Genomic DNA, 19,077 nt, shown 5'->3' on the forward strand with positions numbered 1-19,077 from the left:
CGCCTGAACTGGTTGCCGTGTTGGCCGAGAGACTCGGTCAGCACGGTGAATCGGTATTTTCTCTTCAGTAGCTCTCCGAACGTGTGATAAATATCAATGGTAAAGGATTCTGAGTTGTCTACTGGTACCGTGTTGATAGGGCGCTTTACTCTCGTTGAGCCGCTGACTTCGTGTGTTTTTGTTGCGGTCGACGGTCATTCCGGCCAGAAAGTGATTGCTAAACACGCACCAAAATCACAGGTCGAAAGGGAGTCGCGCTGTATGATCCAGTGCCGCTCGCCTTATATTAATCAACCCATTGAAACGTTGCCCGAATGGTTGGTCTTGCCTTATATTCGCGGGACAAGTGTTTTAACTTTTAGCCTCGAGCAGCGTCACCTGTTTATGGGCTGCATCCCCTATATTGTCCGCGCCATTGAGCATGTCCATCAGGCTGGTTGGGTTCACGGCGACATCAAACCTTCCAATATCCTCTATCTGCCGCAGTTCGGCTCAATCAAGCTGATTGACTTTGGTGCGGCGTGGCCTGCCGGTACGTCATTGAGCCAGCTTAATGAATGGCAGCTGACCTTAGGCTTTTCGCGGAGATCAAAACAGCAAGGAGTCGGGAACGTCGAACCGTCAGATGATTGGTATGCGCTGGCAAAGTGGCTGGAACAAATTGATGTCAACTCTTTATCAACCAAAGAACGATCTCAGCTGGAGCGTTGGAAAGCTTGGTTGAGTAAGAGGCTGGTTGAGTGAGAGGTTGGCAGTCCAGTCTCCTGATCGTTTGCAATGAGATCAAGAGACTGGTGTGAGTGTTACTAACTGGTGGAAAAATTACACTTCACTGGCAATAAAACCGCCAGTCTGGTGCTCCCAGAGCTGGGCATAAATCCCGTTGTGTTTGATCAGATCCTGATGCGATCCTTGCTCGACTACCTTGCCCTGATCAAGCACGATCAAACGGTCCATGGCCGCAATCGTGGACAATCGGTGCGCGATTGCGATCACTGTCTTCCCTTCCATCAGCTGATACAGACTTTCCTGTATTGCGGCTTCAACCTCGGAGTCGAGCGCGGATGTTGCTTCATCGAGAATAAGGATCGGCGCGTCTTTTAGTAGTACCCGAGAAATTGCCACTCGCTGGCGCTGGCCGCCGGAGAGTTTCACCCCGCGCTCACCTACCTGGGCATCGTAGCCTGTGTTACCGTGCGGATCGGTTAGGGTGGCGATAAACTCATGCGCATGGGCCTTTCGGGTTGCAGCCAATACGTCAGCTTCTGTGGCATCAGGATTGCTGTACAGAATGTTGTCACGGATAGAACGATGCAGCAGAGATGTATCTTGGGTGACCATGCCAATCTGCGCGCGCAGTGAATTTTGGGTTACGTCCGCAATATTTTGGCCATCGATACGGATAGCGCCGGATTCGATATCGTAGAACCGCATCAACAGGTTTACCATGGTAGATTTACCGGCACCGGAACGGCCGACAAGCCCGACTTTCTCACCCGGCTTGATGTTCAGATTGAGCTTTTCTATTACACCTTTGTCTTCGCCGTAGTGGAAACAGACATCGTCAAACTGGATACCGCCTTGGCTGACGTCTAGCTTAGGCGCGTTGGGCTTGTCTTCGATGGCTACCGGTTGTGCCAGCGTTTTCATGCCGTCGACAACAGTACCGATGTTTTCGAACAAGCCACCGACTTCCCACATGATCCACTTTGACATCCCATTGATACGCAGCGCCAGGCTGACAGCAATGGCGATTGCCCCAATGGTGATAGCGGCGTCCATCCAAAGCCAAATCGACAGGCCGGCAATGGCGAATACCAACAGGTAGTTAATGGCCTCTACCGAGATGTTGAAACCGGTTACCAGACGCATCTGGCGATAAACTGTATCCATAAAGCCGCTCATACCCTGTTCGGCATATTCGGTCTCGCGGTTGGTGTGGGAGAATAACTTGACGGTAGAAATATTGGTATAGCTGTCTACGATGCGTCCGGTCATCATTGAGCGGGCATCTGCCTGCTCGGTAGCAATATGCTTGAGTTTCGGTACATAGCGTAATTGGATACCGATATAAGCAGCCAGCCAAATCAGCATTGGCAGCATCAGGCGTAAATCGGACTGGCCAATCATCACCACCATCGAGGTGAAGTACACGGAAATATAGACCAATACATCCAGCAGCTTCATCACTGTTTCTCGTACCGAAAGTGCCGTCTGCATTACCTTGGTCGCAATGCGACCGGCAAACTCATCCTGATAGAACGAAATACTTTGGCGTAGCAGATAGCGGTGTGCCATCCAGCGGATAGACATCGGATAGTTACCGAGCAACGTTTGGTGGACGATCAGCGAGTGCAGAGTAACAAGCAGGGGAACGACGATCAGGACTAACAGCCCCATTCCCATCAGCTTGCCGCCTTCTTCGGCCCAGAATGTGTCCGGGTTGTGAGTTGCCAGCCAGTCAACCAGTTGGCCCATAAAGCCAAATAGAGACACTTCGACAATAGCGATGAGCGCACTCAGAACGGACATGGCGATGAGCGGGCGTTCAAATCCTCGGGTGTAGTAGCGGCAGAAGGCGAATAAGCCGTTAGGCGGCTGTTCGGGTTCGCGTGGTGGAAATGCTGATGACAGTTTTTCAAAACGTTTGTACATAGAGTGCTGTTTCCAGTCGAGCTTTTCAGTAATGGTTAAAGCCGGTCAACACGGTTGTTGGTCTTTGTTGGGGAGGCGATTTTTCGGCTAACCGTGGCTTACAAAAGGCTATAAATGGTTAAAATAGATACAGGGTTACTTTATCAGAACTTGCAGTTCAATAAACGCTCATTGTAAGGGGGGATGGTACCTTTTGATAAGGTTGGGATTAAGCCCTGATCCTATCTAAAACTTGCCGATTCGCCATCGGGTACTCTGCCAACAGTGCTATCTGATGGCAGTTATATTTCTATCCCTCTAGCACCAGTTGGTTTCGTCCGGCAGATTTGGCTTGATATAAACATTTATCGGCACGGCGGATTAGTTCATGAATGTTGGCATCGGCATTTACGACACCCAAGCTGATGGTGTATTGGATGGCTTGATTCAGGATGTTGAGCTCCGTGTCTGCGATATCTTGAATCAATGCTTCAAGGCGTTGATGGAAAACCAGTGATGAGTTGCCGTATAAAATACAGAATTCCTCGCCACCAAAGCGGGCAACCAATGCATCCGGGAAGTAAATTTGTAACGTATTTGCTAGTTCTATCAATACCATATCACCAATATGATGACCGTAGGTGTCATTGAGTTTCTTGAAGAAATCAATATCTAGCAGCGCTAGACAACGAGGCCCTTTATGACGTTTGGCAAGTGAATGCTCAAAGAAGTAGCGACGGTTCCAAGTCTGGGTCAGGTAATCTTTGTTGGCGTGATGATATAGCCTTCGCTCAGAATCCAGAATGTTAAGGGTGCTGTGTAAACGGCAGTAAAACTCTTCTTGGTTGAACGGCTTTTTCAGAAAGTCATTTGCGCCGGCTTTAAGAAACTTTGCCGTTAATGCAGCTTCATCGCTGGCAGACAGGCCAATGATGGCGAGTTGGCCTTGTTGGTTCGTTCTACGAAGTTCTTTGATCAGGCTAACGCCATCTCGTTCTGGCATCGAATAGTCAGTGATCACCAGAGTGATATCTTTTTCTTTTTTTATTACTTCTAATGCATGATCGCCGTTTCTGGCTTCGACTACTGCAATATACTGACGTTCTAGAAGGCTGCGGACATATCGCCGGGCGGTCACTGAATCATCAACGACAAGTGCTTTGTGGTTGCGGTTGTTTTCAAGGCGTTTAAGAATAGGAATAATTGAGGATATACAGGTTGGGTTGTCTTTGGGGATATAGTCGATTACTGTTTTAGCCAGTACTCTTTCTCGGGTCATTTCATCCATTAATGCGGTCAGGACGATAACTTTAATATCGACTGACAGGCACACATCTATTATCTCACCGTCTTGTCCGTCTGGTAGGCAATAGTCAAGAATCGCACACAGAAAGTCGGTGCTTTCGTCGAGCACTTTTTCAGCTTCGGCAATACTTTCAGTCAGTACCGGAGTAAAGCCAGCTTTTCTCAATTCAACTTCGATAATTCGTCGAAAAGGGCGGCTATCTTCTACGACTAATATTCTATGTTCCATTTACCATAACCTTTGGGTGTACAGCTTATTGTTGAGCCGACTAGGCGGCACATTATGGTTCATTTTACAAACAGATACAAATATCAATAGCTATGTAGCGGTTTTGCTTCTTTAATAGTTGGGTTAATAATAATTTAATAATGAGGTTACTTGGTTATATGTTATGACTTTTACTTATAAGCAAGTGGAATTTAAAGGAAAAACTTAGTCTTTAATTGATGGGTATGAGAGTTATGTTTTATTTTTAAATAAGTTAGTTAATAGATTATGAATAATCGTTAGTCGCATCATTGCATATGAGGTTGTGTTTGAAAACGAATAGTACTGGTTAAAATTGAATACAGTTATTATTTTTAGTGTGATTATTTTTCCCTCTACCGATTAATGTTCAGTCGTTGGATTCTTTTTACTATTTGTTAAGCTGACCTTTTAAATAAAGATGATCTTTCTTTGTAAAAAGTGACTTTTGATGAGAGTAATATGATAACCCTCAGTCACTGAGGGCTATCTGTATTAGGGCTTGATATTAAGGGCTGTGGTTTACGAGCAGTTTTTTGCTGTTGGCTTTTATAACGCGGTGCGTTTGTACTTTAGGTATTCCGGTTCCCAGAAGGTCGCGTTGATCTTTTCAAGTAATTGCTCATCACTGCGTTTGGGCGCTTTGTTTTGTTCTACCGCTTTTTTGGCTACCGCCAGTGCAATATGGTGTGATACCTGTTGGATTGCTTCCAATGGCGGTAGTAGGGCTCCGTGCCCATCTTGAGCAAGAGGTGAGCATTCTGCCAGTGCACGGCTGCTTTCCATCAGCATTTCGTCCGTTACTCGGGTCGCGCCGCTGGCCAGAACACCAAGACCAATACCCGGGAAAATATAGCTATTGTTGCACTGGGCAATAGGATAGCTTTTATCGTTAAATAACACCGGATCGAATGGGCTGCCGGTTGCAATTAGTGCATCGCCTTCTGTCCAACGAATAATGTCAGCCGGTGTCGCTTCAACACGGCTGGTTGGGTTGGAAAGTGGCAGCACAATAGGGCGCTTGCAATGAGCATGCATCTCAGTGATCACCTCTTGACTGAACAGGCCGGGCACACCGGAAACACCGATCAGAACCGTTGGTTTGGCATTACTGATAACATCTATCAGGGAGATGCTATCGGTATTATTCCATTGATCAACGGTTGCACTTTTCTGGGCTAGCTTCTGTTGGAAACTGAGTAGATTCTGCATGTTGTCGGTTAGTAGGCCCCAGCGATCAACCATGAAGATTTGTTCGCGAGCCTTGCTGTCGCTCAGCCCTTCCGCGACCATCTGGGCCACAATCGCCTCGGCAATTCCGCATCCGGCAGAGCCTGCACCGACAAACGTTACCCGCTGCTCGGAGAGTTTCGAACCAGCCGCTTTGCAGGCGGCAAGCAGGCTACCAACGGTAACCGCAGCAGTCCCCTGAATATCGTCGTTAAAACAGCATACTTTATCTTTATAGCGGTTAAGCAGTGGCATGGCGTTTTTCTGGGCAAAGTCCTCGAACTGGATCAGCGCATTTGGCCAGCGGCTTCTCACGGCTTGGATCACTTCCTCGACAAAGTCGTCATATTCCTGGCCGGTGACACGCGGATGGCGCCAGCCCATATACATAGGATCAGACAGGCGCTGGGTATTGTTGGTGCCGACATCCAGAACAATCGGCAACGTGTTGGCTGGGTTGATCCCTCCGCAGGCAGTGTATAGTGCCAGCTTGCCGATAGGGATGCCCATGCCGCCAATCCCCTGATCGCCTAGGCCTAGGATCCGTTCACCGTCAGTGATCACGATAATTTTTACATCCTGACGGGCTGCATTATTTAAAATATCCACCATGCTGCCGCGCTCAGGGTAAGCAAGGAACAGGCCACGGCCTCGACGGTAAATGTTCGAGAATTTTTCGCAGGCTGCACCGACTGTCGGGGTGTAGATGATCGGCATCATTTCTTCGATATGGTTGACGATCAGCCGGTAGTAGAGCGTCTCGTTGGTATCTTGGATGTTGCGAAGGAAGATGTGTTTATCAAGATCATTTTTGAACGTTTGATATTGGCTATATGCGCGTTCTTCCTGTTCGGTAATGGATTCAATGGTTGCTGGCAGCAGCCCCATCAGGCTGAAGTTCTGCCTTTCCTCTGGGGAGAATGCGCTGCCCTTGTTTAGAAGGGCATTTTCTAGCAGGGTCGGCCCAGCATAAGGAAGGTATAGTGTTTTGTTGTTTTCGTACATGTCGCAGTGAATCCTAGAGTTCTTAAAAAAAGAGCGGTTCTTTAAAAAGAGCTGTCCGAGAACAGCTCTTATAGTGATAACCAGTAGTAATGTAATGCTGAGTTAGATAGCTTCCTCGATAGGTACTAATCCTTCCTCTGTTTCTTCCGGTGCGTCGGAAACTTTGTCTATCAACAAAGCAATTACACCATCACCAGTGACATTACAGGCGGTGCCGAAGCTATCTTGGGCTAAGTGGAGTACGATTTGCAGTGCGATCATTTCTTCGGTAAAACCCAGCATTGAACCGAGTAGACCGACAGAAGCCATTACGGCTCCTCCCGGTGCGCCCGGTGCTGCCACCATTGTGACACCCAGCATGGCAATAAACGGTAGAGCTTCGAGCAGGCTAGGTACCGGGCCCGCTCCGGTCATGATGATCACAGCGACAGCTACACTGGCGATACTGATCACCGATCCTGACATGTGGATGTTGGCACATAGTGGTACAACGAAATTGGCGATAGAGTTCGATACACCATTGCGCTTGGTTTGCTGCAAAGTAACAGGCACTGTTGCTGCAGAAGACATGGTGCCGACAGCAGTAAAATAGGCTGGCATCATGGTACGAAGGATTTTCAGAGGCGATTTTTTCAGGGCTACACCCGTGGTGACAAACTGGAAGCTAAGCCAGAACCAGTGCATAGCGATAACGGCAAGCAGTACCAGGCTGAAGGTTTGTAATGTCGCAAATACCGTGCCTTTGACTGTCATATCGGCAAAGACACCGGCTATATAGAACGGCAGAGCAGGGATCATCACCTTATTTAGGAAAAGTTCAATGATATCGCGGCCCTGATCACTGACCTTTCTCAGCTGTTCGGCACTGGTACTAGAGATACCCAGGCCAAAAATAAAGGCGACGGTTAACGCTGTCATGATGTTCATGATTGGCGGGATCTGAAGTGATAGAAATGGGGTAAGAACAGTTTCAGCTTCTGGTAATTCTCCGGCGCCACTTAGTAATACCGGGAAAAGGCTCTTTGCCACTAAAAAAGCGATAATACCGGCACCTAGTGTTGATAAATATGCTAGGCCAACAGTTTTTCCGAGTAATTTTCCAGAGTTTTTTGGCAGGCTAGCAATACCGCTAGTCACATAGAAGAGAATTAATAATGGAATGGTGAACTTTATTAACTGGCTAACTAAAAATTTAGCGGTTATCAGACCTCGAACAATTATTTCTGGTGCAAACATACCCATCAGTATGCCTATTAATATTCCACACAATAACTTAATGATTAAGTTCATTTTATTGACCTTTAATTTATTAGGGTACGGGTTTCTTATAATGATTTGATAATTTGTAATAATTCTAATTAAGCGATAAATATACTTGTATTTATCATTTTTATTATTTTATTAACGCTATGGATGAATAGTTATTAATGATGTTGCATCTTGATGGTATGATTATTCATCTATCATGTGAAATGCTGAAAAAAATGGCTTGGTTATTAAAATGCATCATGTTAGTTTTAATCTTTGTGATCAACTTAATAGACATATGTTAATTACTGATTGATCCTTACAGCCATCTGCGGATGGCCTATAATAATCTATGTAACAGCTGGTTTTTTGTACTGAGTTATTTAGGGATGATGACTACCGTGGGACCATTACTACTGAGAATGTCGAATGAAAAACATAGAAACAAAATGGCTGCAAGATTTTCTTACCCTTGCTGAATTACAAAATTTTTCTCATGCCGCAGCTGTTCGTAATGTTACTCAACCAGCATTTAGCCGACGAATAAAGTCGCTTGAAGCCGAGTTAGGTTTAGTATTAATTGATCGCAGTAAATCGCCTATCGAGTTGACGTTATGCGGAAAACAGTTCAAAACGACCGCACAATCCATTCTTCATCAAATAGATGAAGAAATTAACCGGCTGGCGGGTAGCTCATTTCATGGTCGGCATACGGTTCGTTTAAGCGCAGCGCACTCTATCGCTATCAGCTTGCTGCCAAAGTTGCATTCAAGTTTGTTTGATTCGAACTTGAATACAAGTTTGTCTGTTGATGCCAATGAAGTTGATGACGCTGTTGAATTATTGATAGATGGAAAGTGTGACTTTCTATTTTCTTTTTATGAAGACCGACTGCAAATTGCACCATACCGTTCGATATATTTAGGGCGAAGCTATTTGTATTGTGTATCAGCGGTGGATGAAAGTGGAATTCCGCTTTTCGACTTGTCAGAAAATGATGATGTTCCATGTCTGGATTATACGCCAGAGAGTTATATGGGAAGAGCGCTACACAGAGCCAATGGCAAGTTAACACCTAATACGGTATGTTCATCTTCAATGACGGACTTTATAAAAGCATTGGTATTACAAGGTAAGGGAATTAGTTGGTTACCAGATTATGCAATCAAAGAAGAGCTAGCATCCGGGCAATTGAAAATTTTAACTGAACGTGAACCTGTTCCGCTGGATTTGTATGTCTATCGTTATTATTCCAAGTTGCACTCATCTTGCGAAGCAATGTGGAACGAATTAAGTAAAGTGAGTCCGATGAAAGAGCTGAGCGGTAAGTCACCGCATGCGAATTAATTTCAACAATCAAAAACATAATACAAGATAAACATAATAAAAGGGCTAGTTACTAGCCCTTTTGTTTATTCTGGCTTACGGCATAGCTAATTAGCTATATAGTTTTGCTTTGTATTCAGGGTGCATAAGGTTTTGCGCCGAGAATATTTCATCAAGCTGCTCTTCAGCCAGTAACTTGCGCTCTAGCGTCACATCTCTAACACTGCGGCCTGTTTCGGCACAAATCTTACCGACGATATCGCCTTCATGGTGACCAATGAATGGGTTGAGATAGGTTACGATGCCAATTGAGTTGAAGACAAAGTCTTCACATACATTCTTGTTCACAGTGATACCACTGATACACTTGTCGGCAAGGTTAATACAGGCATTGTTTAGTAGTCCAATCGACTCAAAAATTGCCTGGCCAATCACAGGTTCCATTACATTGAGCTGTAGCTGACCGGCTTCTGCTGCGAAAGTAACGGTTGTATCGTTACCGATTACCTTGAAGCAAACCTGGTTGACCACTTCAGGGATCACTGGGTTAACTTTAGCTGGCATAATTGAGGAGCCTGCCTGCATTTCAGGTAGGTTTAACTCGTTAAGGCCAGCTCGAGGACCAGAAGAAAGCAGGCGAAGGTCGTTAGACACTTTAGATAGCTTAACCGCCAGACGTTTTAGCGCAGCGTGTACGGTAACATAGGCGCCACAGTCAGATGTTGCTTCAATCAAATCCTCTGAAGGTACACATGCTAGACCTGTTGCTTCGGCGAGGTATTTTACTGCCAGCTCTTGATAACCTGCTGGTGCGTTAAGGCCGGTACCAATTGCTGTTGCGCCAAGGTTTACTTCCAGAAGTAATGAAGCGGCATACTTCAGGTTTTTGATTTCTTCTTTAATCAGGATACTGAAAGCATGAAATTCCTGACCTACCGTCATTGGCACGGCATCTTGTAGCTGAGTTCGGCCCATTTTCAGAATGTCCTGGAACTCTTCACTCTTGGCATCGAAGGCTGCTTGCAGGTGCTCGATAGAACCAATCATTTGTATGATGCTGTTATAGACAGCAACACGGAATCCCGTTGGGTAGGCACAGTTGGTTGACTGGCTCTTGTTCACATGATCGTTAGGGTTGATGACGTGATACTCGCCTTTCTCATGACCTTTTAGCTCAAGTGCTACGTTGGCGATGACCTCGTTGGCATTCATGTTAACAGAAGTGCCAGCGCCGCCTTGGTATACATCAGAAATGAACTGATCCATGCACTTTCCAGTTTCAAGGATAAGATCACATGCATCGACGATGTACTTACCCACATCGCTAGGGATTGTGCCTAGCTCGGCGTTAGCCATTGCGGCAGCTTTTTTGGCAAACACCATACCGCGAACTAATTCAGGCACATCTGAAATCTTCATCGACGAGATATTGAAGTTCTCATAGGCGCGCAGTGAATGGATCCCGTAATAAGCTGTTGCCGGAATTTCGAGTTCACCAAGAAGATCTTCTTCAATACGTACCTTTGTTGAATTGTCGAGCATAGCCGTTACCTTTATTGATAATGAAATGACACCGACACAATGTTCTTTTTGCTATCTAAAGTGAAATGCCTAAAAGTAAGCAACAATGCATTTATTGCATAGTGGCTTTTATTTAATCAACCACAGATTAACTGTTTAATAAATCATGAATAAAGTTGAATTTTAATTCAATAGAAATATGCAATATAGATCACTGAATTAATTGTGTGACTTAGGTAGGGATTTTATGTACTACAAATTCATATGCTGTAGGTATAGAAGAAGAAATATCAAGTTTAGCAATATTAAATAAATTATATTTATATTTCCATTGTGTTAACCATGGGTTTTGTATGGATGGTTTTGCGCCTCCGTTGCGGCTGGTTTGTGAACGTTTTGATGCGTTTCAGTTATCACTTGTGGTTTTGCTGAATATTCAGTGATCTAAGTGGTGTTTTTGTGATGCTGATTACGCATGATGGAATTACTTTCAGCATTTCAAACCCAATTGAAAGCTAAGTACTGTTTACATAAGCCAAGCGAGAGAATATTCATTGATAGAGAAATGTTTGTATTTTAAGTTACTGATATTATTATTTTTATATCTAATTATTGTTTCTTGGTAAATCAATGGACGTGTTCCCTTAAAATAGACACTGTTATGTGTTGTGAATTAGGGGCTCTGCATTTTTTATTATCCACCGCCTATATTTTTGATTATTAACTTTCACTAAAGCCTGACAGACAAAAAACATATTGCGTTGTTATCAATCAGTTTACTTTTAATAAGATGGTGATTTTTGATCTTAATCGCTTTACGGGCTTTGATAGGTGGTAGGAAACGGATATCTGTTATTGCTTATATCTCTTTTATAAGTGGTGATGAAATAAAATATAAAACAAGAAAGAGGATTTAGTATGCTGTTATTGGAAATTATTCTATTGTTAGGATGTATTATACTTGCCGCTAGGCTGGGGGGAATCGGTGTTGGATTGGCCGGTGGCGTCGGAATGGTGATCGCTGTTTATATAATGGGGCTGTCACCGGGTTCTATCCCTGTTTCTGTTATTTTGATTATCATGTCGGTTATTTTGGCCTTGTCTGTTATGCAGCAAGCAGGCGGCATGGGATATATGGTGAAATGTGCAGAAAAGATGCTGCGCAACAACCCTAAATACATCAACATTCTCGCTCCAGCAACAACCTTTACGCTAACAACCCTTGCTGGAACGGGCTACACTGCGATGTCAGTGCTCAACGTTATTCAACAGGTGGCTAAGGATAACGGAGTGCGTCCAAGCCAACCGTTGAGCTCGGCCGTTGTAGCATCGCAAATTGCGATCACAGCTTCGCCAATCTCAGGTGCGACGGCTGCGATGTATGTTGTGGTAGAGAAGATGGGGGTTAACTTCTTTGATGCTATCTGTGTGATCTTACCAGCAGCCCTGGTTGGTTCTGCAGTCGCGGCCTTTGTTGCCAGTAAGCAGGGGGTAGAACTAGCTGAAGATCCTATCTACCAAGAGCGTGTGAAAAAAGGCTTGGTTAACTTCAGTTCTGAAGAAGATAAAGATGCCGAGACAACCCCGGAAGCCAAGCGTTCAGTGATGCTGTTTTTGGGCGGTGTTATCTTTATTGTCGGCATGCTGATGTTCAAATCGGTGATTGGTCATACATTAGGATCTAAAGATATTATCGTGATTACCATGTTGTTCACGTCTTTCTTGATGGCGATGACATGCAAGGTGCAACTTACGGATATCAAGCATGCGCCAATCTTCAGGGATGGTGCTGAATCGTTGATTGTTATTCTTGGTATTGTATGGCTTAGCTCTACTATTATCGGTGCCCATATTGGCGAAATCAAAGATGTGGCAGGTAGTGTGTTGAATCAATACCCGGCACTACTGTCGGTCGTCTTCTTCGGCACCAGCGCCTTGTTGTTTAGTCAAGGTGCAACCAGTGCGCTACTGGTTCCGATTGCTGCAGCTCTGGGTGTTGATGCGGGAACTATTCTGGCAAGTTTTGTTGCAGTCAGTGCGCTGTATATGACGAACATTTACCCGACGACTGCGTTTGCGATTGCAACGGATGATACCGGCTCGTTCTTGAGCAGTCGGTGGAATGGTTCGCTAATTGTCAACCACCCATTCTTCCTGCCGGGCATGCTGGGTATCATTAGCGCCGTGCCTGTCGGTTTCTTTCTGTCAGGTATTATCATCTAACCGCTAGGCATTTAGGTGTAGAGATAGAAAAAGGCCAGGAGTTATGCTCCTGGCCTTTGTTCATCTTGTGTGATTATCAAGATGTGCTTTTATGCAGCTTCTTCACTAGTGTGGTTATAGACTTCACCTGTGTTGTTATATACGTCTGTGTCTAGCTCGTTTTCGCTACGACCAATTAAGATAGATACCATCAGATCGCCACATACGTTCACACTGGTACGTGCCATATCGAGGATACGGTCGATACCGGCAATAATGGCGAGTCCTTCCATTGGCAAACCAACGGTTGTTAGTACCAGCGATAGCATGATCAAACCGGCCCCCGGAACACCTGCCGTACCGATAGAGGCCAGCGTCGCGGTCATAATGATGGTTAGGTAGTCGGCAAAGGCAAGATCAATCCCGAATGCCTGGGCAACGAATAGTGCGGCTACCCCCTGATAGAGTGCAGTACCATCCATATTGATGGTTGCGCCAAGTGGCAGTACGAAACTGGAAATCCCTTTCGAAACCCCCATTTCTTCACGGGCACACTTGATCGTAGCAGGAAGAGTGCCTGAGCTGCTTGTGGTAGTGAAAGCGACGGCTGCTGGGTTTACGAGGCCTTTAACATAAGGGATCGGATTCAGGCGACCAAATACCTTGATGACACCCGAGTAGAACACCAGCACATGAAGTAGGCTACCGATGTAGGCAACGGCAATAACTTTGAATAGCGGCAGCAGAATATCGAGACCATACTTACCGGCTACCCAGGCCATCAGGCCGAAGATACCGTAAGGTGCAAGCTTCATGACGAGCTCGGTCAGCTTGTACATTGCCTCGGCTAGGCTGTCGAATACCGCAATTGCAGGTTTGGCTTTCTCGCCACACAAGTTAAGGGCAACACCCAGGCCGAGAGCGAAGACGATGATTTGCAGAATGTTACCGGCTGCCAGTGCGCTGATAGGGTTTTTAGGGATCAGATTAAGAATGGTTTGCACTAGGGTCGGCGCTTCTTTGCCTTCTGTTGCTGCAGCGGTTGCAGCCATATTCAGGCCTTCTCCCGGAGTCAGCAACGTTGCCAGGCCAAGGCCGATACTGATGGCAACGGCTGTGGTGCCAAGATAGATGGCAACAGCCTTAACGCCGATGCGGCCCATCTTGCGGGTATCCTGCATCGAAGTGACCCCCACGACCAGCGAGCAGAAAACCAGAGGGACGATCAACATTTTGATAGCGTTGATGAACAGGGTGCCGATAGGTTTGAGTATTTCTGCATCAGGTCCGAGTATGCTTCCTGCAATTACCCCCAGAATCATACCGACGAGAATTTTTTTCCACAGGGCTAGGTTGCCCCAAAAGCCGCGTTGGCTTTGCTTAACTTGTGCTTGTTCCATGTTAGTTCCTTGTCCGTTGCTTATTGTATGTAATATGTTTAATAAGCGGCTAAATGGGGTTAATCCCACTGTACCTGGGATTTATTAGAGCAAGCTTGGTGCCAGTATTTGGGGGTGTGTTTATGTTGTTGTTTTAAAATAAAAAAGTGATATTTTTGTAGGGGGGGGAATCATTGAAGGGGTATAACCAAAAGAATAAGTTACTGATGTGATGTTCGTGTTACTTATTTGTGATCAGTAACTTATCCTATAAGAGATAGGTTATAACTTTTCTTTTGGTTATAGGGGTTTAGCGGCTTCGTTATTGAGATTGGGCCTTTTTAATTCGCTTGCTCAAGGCGGGTTGCGAGATCCCAAGCAGTTTGGAAGCCAGCGACTGGTTTCCCTGAGCCCGGAGCATTGCCTCGTTGACCAATAGATCCCCGACTTCCTGTAAGGTTGGCAGGGGACGCTCCGGATTAAATAGCATCTGATCGGTATGCGTCTCCGGCTCTGGAGCCGCTATATCCTGATCAAGTACCTGGCGAAAAACGTCCATCGACAGCATGCGAGAGCGATGCAGGCTCATGGCATCAAAAGCCAGTGCCCGTAATTCACGCACATTGCCGGGGAACGCATAGTTGGCCAGTAATACCGGAAGTTCCTTGGGGATTGTCGGCTTGTTTTTACCGAGCTCATTAGCCGCTTCTTGAAGAAAGTGTTCTAGCAGCAGCGGAATATCGCTGTTGCGTTGGCGGAGCGGCGGAATATCAACCCGGTGGGTTTTAAGGCGGTAGAAGAGATCTTTGCGAAATTCACCATTTTTCTGTTTTTGTGTCAGATCCTGGTGAGTGGCGACGACGACTCGTGCCCGAAGACGCTTTGGTCTGTCGCTGCCCAGCGGGTAGTATTCGCCTTCTTGCAACAGGCGCAGCAGTTTAACTTGTGATGCTTGGCTTAAATCGCCGATCTCATCGAGAAACAGGGTGCCGCCTGCAGCCTGTTCGATGAGTCCGGCCCGGGCTTTGTCTGCACCTGTAAACGCGCCGCGGTGATGGCCAAACAGGGTATCGGCAAAGACGTTGTCATCTAGCCCGGCGACATTAACGCTGATCAACGATCCTGTGCGGTTGCTCAGGGTGTGGATGGCCTGCGCAATCAGCTCCTTGCCGACACCGCTTTCACCGCAGATCATCACAGGCTGACTGCTGGGGGCGACCGATTCTAGATATTGAAATACTGAGCGCATGCCTTTGTCTTCGGTAATGATCGACGAAAAAGCTTCTGGTCGCTCTAGCGTATCGGTCAGAAAGCGTCGGCGAAGTTCTTGGTTTTCAAGGCGCATCTCCTGCATCAGGATGGCACGCTTGATCCCCTCGATAAGCCGGTCTTCTTCGGTTGTTTTGACGAAGTAATCGTAGGCACCAAGACGGATACAGTTTACTGCTGTTTCCAGCTGGTTCAGGCCACTAATGATGATGACCCCGATTTCGGGGTACTCCTCGACGATTTGTTGAAGCAGGACTTCGCCAGAGACGTTGGGCATTGTTAGATCCAGCAGCACCAGGCCGATATTTTCCTGGGCGATAGTATCCATTACATTTCGGCTGTCCTGGCATTGGAAAATATGGTTGATGCCGCCCCGTCGTTCCAGAACGATACTGAGGCTGCGCAGAAAAGCGGCTTCGTCATCGACCAGCAATACGCCAAAAGTAGGATAGCGATTAATATTCATTAAGATGTAGTTCCTTTAATGGCTGGTAGCGAGAGTGTCACACAAGTCCCTTGGGTGAGTTTGGAGTTGTAAGTTAAGGTGCCGCCATGTTCCTGGACAATGCTAAAAGAGACGGATAACCCGAGGCCTGTTCCGTCTTGTTCCCGCTTGGTTGTGAAGAAGGGATCGCTCAGGTGGGGCAGGTGCTCGGGATCTATGCCTCGACCTTGGTCGCAGATCTCGAACTTCAGCATATTTTCTTGAGCAAGATAGAACGTCCGAACTGAAATACTATTGTCGGTACTCTCCAGTGCCTGACAGGCATTGATGATTAAATTGATCACGACCTGCTCGATGCGCTGGGCATTGCCCTCAAAGCATGGCAGTTTATCGGTGTACTCTACCTTAAAATGCTGTGTCGACTTGGAAATAGTGTTGTCGACCAGACGGATGGCGGTCGCGACAACATCGTTGAGATCAACCGTTTCACTGAGGTCGGTCGGTTCCTGACGGGCAAAATCCCTGAGATCATCAACAATTCTGCGGATCCTGTGAGTTCCGGTCAGCATATCGTCAAGCATCGGCGGGATCTCATCACGCATACGGCTGTATTCCAGTCCGCCAATGAGAAAATCGCCATGTTCGTGATAATGGGCCTCAAGAATGTCCTCGGCGTCTTGGTAGACGTCTTTGAGAATAGGCAGGTTCAGCAGCAACAGGCTACTTGGGTTGTTGATCTCGTGGGCAACGCCAGAAACCAGGATCCCCAAAGATGTCATTTTGTCGGCCTGAATTAACTGCTGCTGTTGCAGTTGCTGTTCTTGAGTGCGTCGTGTGACCTCTCGGCTTAGAGCCCGATTCCAGAACATGATGATGCTAAGGATTAGTAGCAGAAGAGTAGAGATAAAAGCTGCTGCCATCCCGAGTTTTTTCCAGCTTACACCCTGGTCTTCCAAAGGCCCCAGCCACTTGTCATACAGCGCCTGTTGACGTCCGGTATTTTTGAGGATAGCCAGCCCTTCGCTAAATTGGGCCAGCAGATCTTGTTTGCCTTTTAACACGGAATAGCCGTAAAACTGGGCACTGAAGGGTTTGCCTGCCGGAATGATGTTTGAAAGCTCAAGTACCTTGCCTGTATAGAGGCCGGGAAGGTTGGCAACAAGGGCATAATCATGTTGTCCAGATGCCAGCAGCCTTAGGGCGTCGGCATGAGTATCAACCAGTATGAGATTGGCACCGACATTATTTTGCAATAGGTAGTCATGCATGATGCCGCCGTTTTGTACGATGACTTCTTTGTCTTTTAATTCATTGAGCTCAGAGATGGTCGGCGAGCCCTTACGGGCGAAAACCGATTGGTGTACAACGGCATGAGCCGGCGAAAAGTCATAGTCCCTCGCCCTTGCCTTGGAGAACACCATTCCCTGCAGGGCATCAATTTCACCGGTTTCAAGTTTATGGCGCATTTCGTCCCAGCCGCCGAGCTGAATGTCGACTTTGATCCCCATGACTTCGGCAATTGCCAGGGTCAGCTCGGTATTGTAGCCGTCTGGTTCACCGTTCTCGTTGAGAAACTCATAGGGTGGGTAGTTGTGATCGCCTCCGACCCGAATTGTATCGCCGTGTCCCGAGGCTTCGGCCGGAGGTGTGCCGACAGTTGCCAAGCAGACAAATACCAAGGAGGCAAGCGCCAACAGGAGGGGGCTGAGCAGGGCTCTCTTTGAAGTGGATGGCGCGAATATCATACTGTTTCCCTTAGTGTCGAACGCTTAACTGATGAAAGATGCCGTCAGCGTTGATCTAAGTCGCTAGTCTGTCGGTGGCTTTGTTATTGATAGTTTATATATTTGTAGCAAATAGCCAAGAAGTATAACAAGGGGAGGGGTAGTAATAGCGCCCTCAAGCTGGCTTGAGGGCGTAATGCAGACTTCTATGTAAAGTAAACGGCGAAGTAAGGTGTGAAGTAGATGCGGGACCGTACTTCTATTGAGTGTTTCAGGGCTGCTGGGGAGAACTGTAGTGGCTAACTATTGTAGTTACTTCATCAATACGGCGACTAAAACTGCGTTTGGATGCACGTTCAAACTCGGTATGGTCGCCGTCGCCATAGGGGCCGAAACCATCGAGAGTAGGTAGCCCTGCACCTGATGTCACATTGGCATCACTGACGCCACCACGTTGCTCGGTTTTGAGCGGATAACCCAATAACTGAGAGAGCTTATCGAGGAGTTGTTGCTGCTCTTGCGACGGTATCATGACATCCCGCTGAAGACCGCCGTTTAGCGAGGCTTCGACACCGTCGACGCCATGCTGGTGGAGCAGCCGGGGGATAGCTTCAAGTATTCGTTGTTGTTCTGTTGTCTGAGTAAAGCGAGCTTCGACCATTAGCTGGGCATGAGGTGAGATAGTGTTGGCACTGATCCCCCCTTTGATCTTCCCTACATTGATGGTGCTTCCTTTTTTGATATTGGTAAGCTCGGTTAGCGAAATTAGTAGTTTGGCCGCTGCAAGGTTGGCATTTTTTCCGTAGCTATATTGGTTACCGGCATGAGCCGCAACCCCGTTGAGCTCAACGCTATAGGTGGCGACCCCTTTGCGCCCATTGACGACTTCGTGATTTTCGCCTGCGGCTTCGAAATCCAAACAGGCATCATAGTTGGCTGCAAGTTCACGGGTGAGTGCTTTGCTGTCATCACTGCCGGTCTCTTCATCACTGACTAAGAGAAAATCGACATTGTAAAGCTGCCCGTGCTCGGCATATACATTGCGCAGAGCAGAGAGAGCAACAAAATTCCCTCCTTTCATATCGCAACTGCCCGGGCCATAGATCCATTCATCATTTTCCCTGTAGCCCTCGAAGGAATGCGGCGGAAAAACAGTATCCAAATGCCCCATAAGCAGCAGCTTCGGCTTTCCTTCTATCTTTGAGCTGCTAAATAGGCGATGATCGCCGATGTGTTCACGATGAAATACTGTCGTGCACATTCCCAAATCTTCCAGCCAGCCCTGCATCAGCCTGCCATTTGTATCGACCCCTTCCTTGTTTTGTGTCCATGAGTTTTCTTCTATCAATGCTTTGAGATCAGCGAAATTGATACTTTTCACAACTTGATTCCTTCCTAAGATTTTGTGAACAGTTAAATTCTCGGAGAGAATTCCCACCTGGCTCACTGTTATCCACTATACGCAACATTATGATATGAAACCATATTACTACCTTGTTGTTTTGTTTGTGTGCTTTAGCGGCATTTTTTGAGGCTCGAGTG

12 protein-coding genes are annotated in these 19,077 nt (G+C 46.6%); 3 read left to right on the plus strand and 9 right to left on the minus strand.

What is annotated here, in order from left to right; genetic code table 11:
* Positions 1 to 114: 114 nt before the first annotated feature.
* A complete protein-coding gene (locus EDI28_RS08500; protein ID WP_164918506.1) occupies positions 115 to 744 on the plus strand; it encodes a protein kinase domain-containing protein in 630 nt (209 codons plus the stop codon).
* Between the two features lie 78 nt (positions 745 to 822).
* Here EDI28_RS08500 and EDI28_RS08505 read toward each other — a convergent pair whose 3' ends face one another.
* The 4 genes from EDI28_RS08505 to EDI28_RS08520 form a co-directional block, all read right to left on the minus strand.
* Positions 823 to 2,655, minus strand: a complete 1,833-nt coding sequence (locus tag EDI28_RS08505; RefSeq protein ID WP_128783413.1) for an ABC transporter ATP-binding protein — start codon at positions 2,653 to 2,655, stop codon at positions 823 to 825.
* Positions 2,656 to 2,944: 289 nt separating this feature from the next.
* The gene (locus EDI28_RS08510) at positions 2,945 to 4,168 is read right to left on the minus strand and encodes a response regulator (RefSeq protein WP_128783414.1); all 1,224 of its coding nucleotides are present in this window, start codon (positions 4,166 to 4,168) and stop codon (positions 2,945 to 2,947) included.
* Positions 4,169 to 4,735: 567 nt separating this feature from the next.
* On the minus strand, positions 4,736 to 6,421 hold the full coding sequence (locus EDI28_RS08515) for an NAD-dependent malic enzyme (protein ID WP_128783415.1): 1,686 nt from the start codon (positions 6,419 to 6,421) through the stop codon (positions 4,736 to 4,738).
* Positions 6,422 to 6,523: 102 nt separating this feature from the next.
* Positions 6,524 to 7,711 carry a dicarboxylate/amino acid:cation symporter gene (locus EDI28_RS08520; protein WP_128783416.1) on the minus strand — a complete coding sequence of 396 codons (1,188 nt, stop codon included), beginning with the start codon at positions 7,709 to 7,711 and terminating at the stop codon, positions 6,524 to 6,526.
* Positions 7,712 to 8,098: 387 nt separating this feature from the next.
* On the opposite strand from EDI28_RS08520, the gene EDI28_RS08525 reads away from it, so the two are divergent.
* Entirely contained in the window at positions 8,099 to 9,016 is a 918-nt protein-coding gene (locus EDI28_RS08525; RefSeq protein WP_128783417.1) for a LysR substrate-binding domain-containing protein, read from the plus strand.
* Between the two features lie 90 nt (positions 9,017 to 9,106).
* On the opposite strand, the gene aspA is transcribed toward EDI28_RS08525, so the two are convergent.
* Complete coding sequence (gene aspA / locus EDI28_RS08530) at positions 9,107 to 10,537, minus strand: aspartate ammonia-lyase (protein WP_128783418.1); 1,431 nt, start codon at positions 10,535 to 10,537, stop codon at positions 9,107 to 9,109.
* 897 nt (positions 10,538 to 11,434) lie between these two features.
* Between aspA and EDI28_RS08535 the strand changes: the two genes are divergently transcribed.
* Entirely contained in the window at positions 11,435 to 12,739 is a 1,305-nt protein-coding gene (locus EDI28_RS08535) for an anaerobic C4-dicarboxylate transporter (RefSeq protein ID WP_128783419.1), read from the plus strand.
* Between the two features lie 89 nt (positions 12,740 to 12,828).
* Here EDI28_RS08535 and EDI28_RS08540 read toward each other — a convergent pair whose 3' ends face one another.
* The 4 genes from EDI28_RS08540 to EDI28_RS08555 form a co-directional block, all read right to left on the minus strand.
* Positions 12,829 to 14,118 (minus strand): dicarboxylate/amino acid:cation symporter, encoded by a 1,290-nt coding sequence (locus EDI28_RS08540; RefSeq protein ID WP_128783420.1) that lies wholly within the window; start codon positions 14,116 to 14,118, stop codon positions 12,829 to 12,831.
* Positions 14,119 to 14,419: 301 nt separating this feature from the next.
* The gene (locus EDI28_RS08545) at positions 14,420 to 15,832 is read right to left on the minus strand and encodes a sigma-54-dependent transcriptional regulator (protein ID WP_128783421.1); all 1,413 of its coding nucleotides are present in this window, start codon (positions 15,830 to 15,832) and stop codon (positions 14,420 to 14,422) included.
* Entirely contained in the window at positions 15,832 to 17,556 is a 1,725-nt protein-coding gene (locus EDI28_RS08550; RefSeq protein WP_128783422.1) for a transporter substrate-binding domain-containing protein, read from the minus strand. Before EDI28_RS08550 ends, EDI28_RS08545 begins: the two co-directional genes overlap by 1 nt.
* Before the next feature lie 250 nt (positions 17,557 to 17,806).
* Positions 17,807 to 18,916: a M20 family metallopeptidase gene (locus tag EDI28_RS08555; RefSeq protein ID WP_128783423.1), complete on the minus strand. Its 1,110-nt coding sequence runs from the start codon at positions 18,914 to 18,916 to the stop codon at positions 17,807 to 17,809.
* Positions 18,917 to 19,077: the final 161 nt, after the last annotated feature.

Origin of the sequence: Photobacterium chitinilyticum (assembly GCF_004104355.1) — a bacterium.
Classification (GTDB): Bacteria; Pseudomonadota; Gammaproteobacteria; order Enterobacterales; family Vibrionaceae; genus Photobacterium; species Photobacterium chitinilyticum.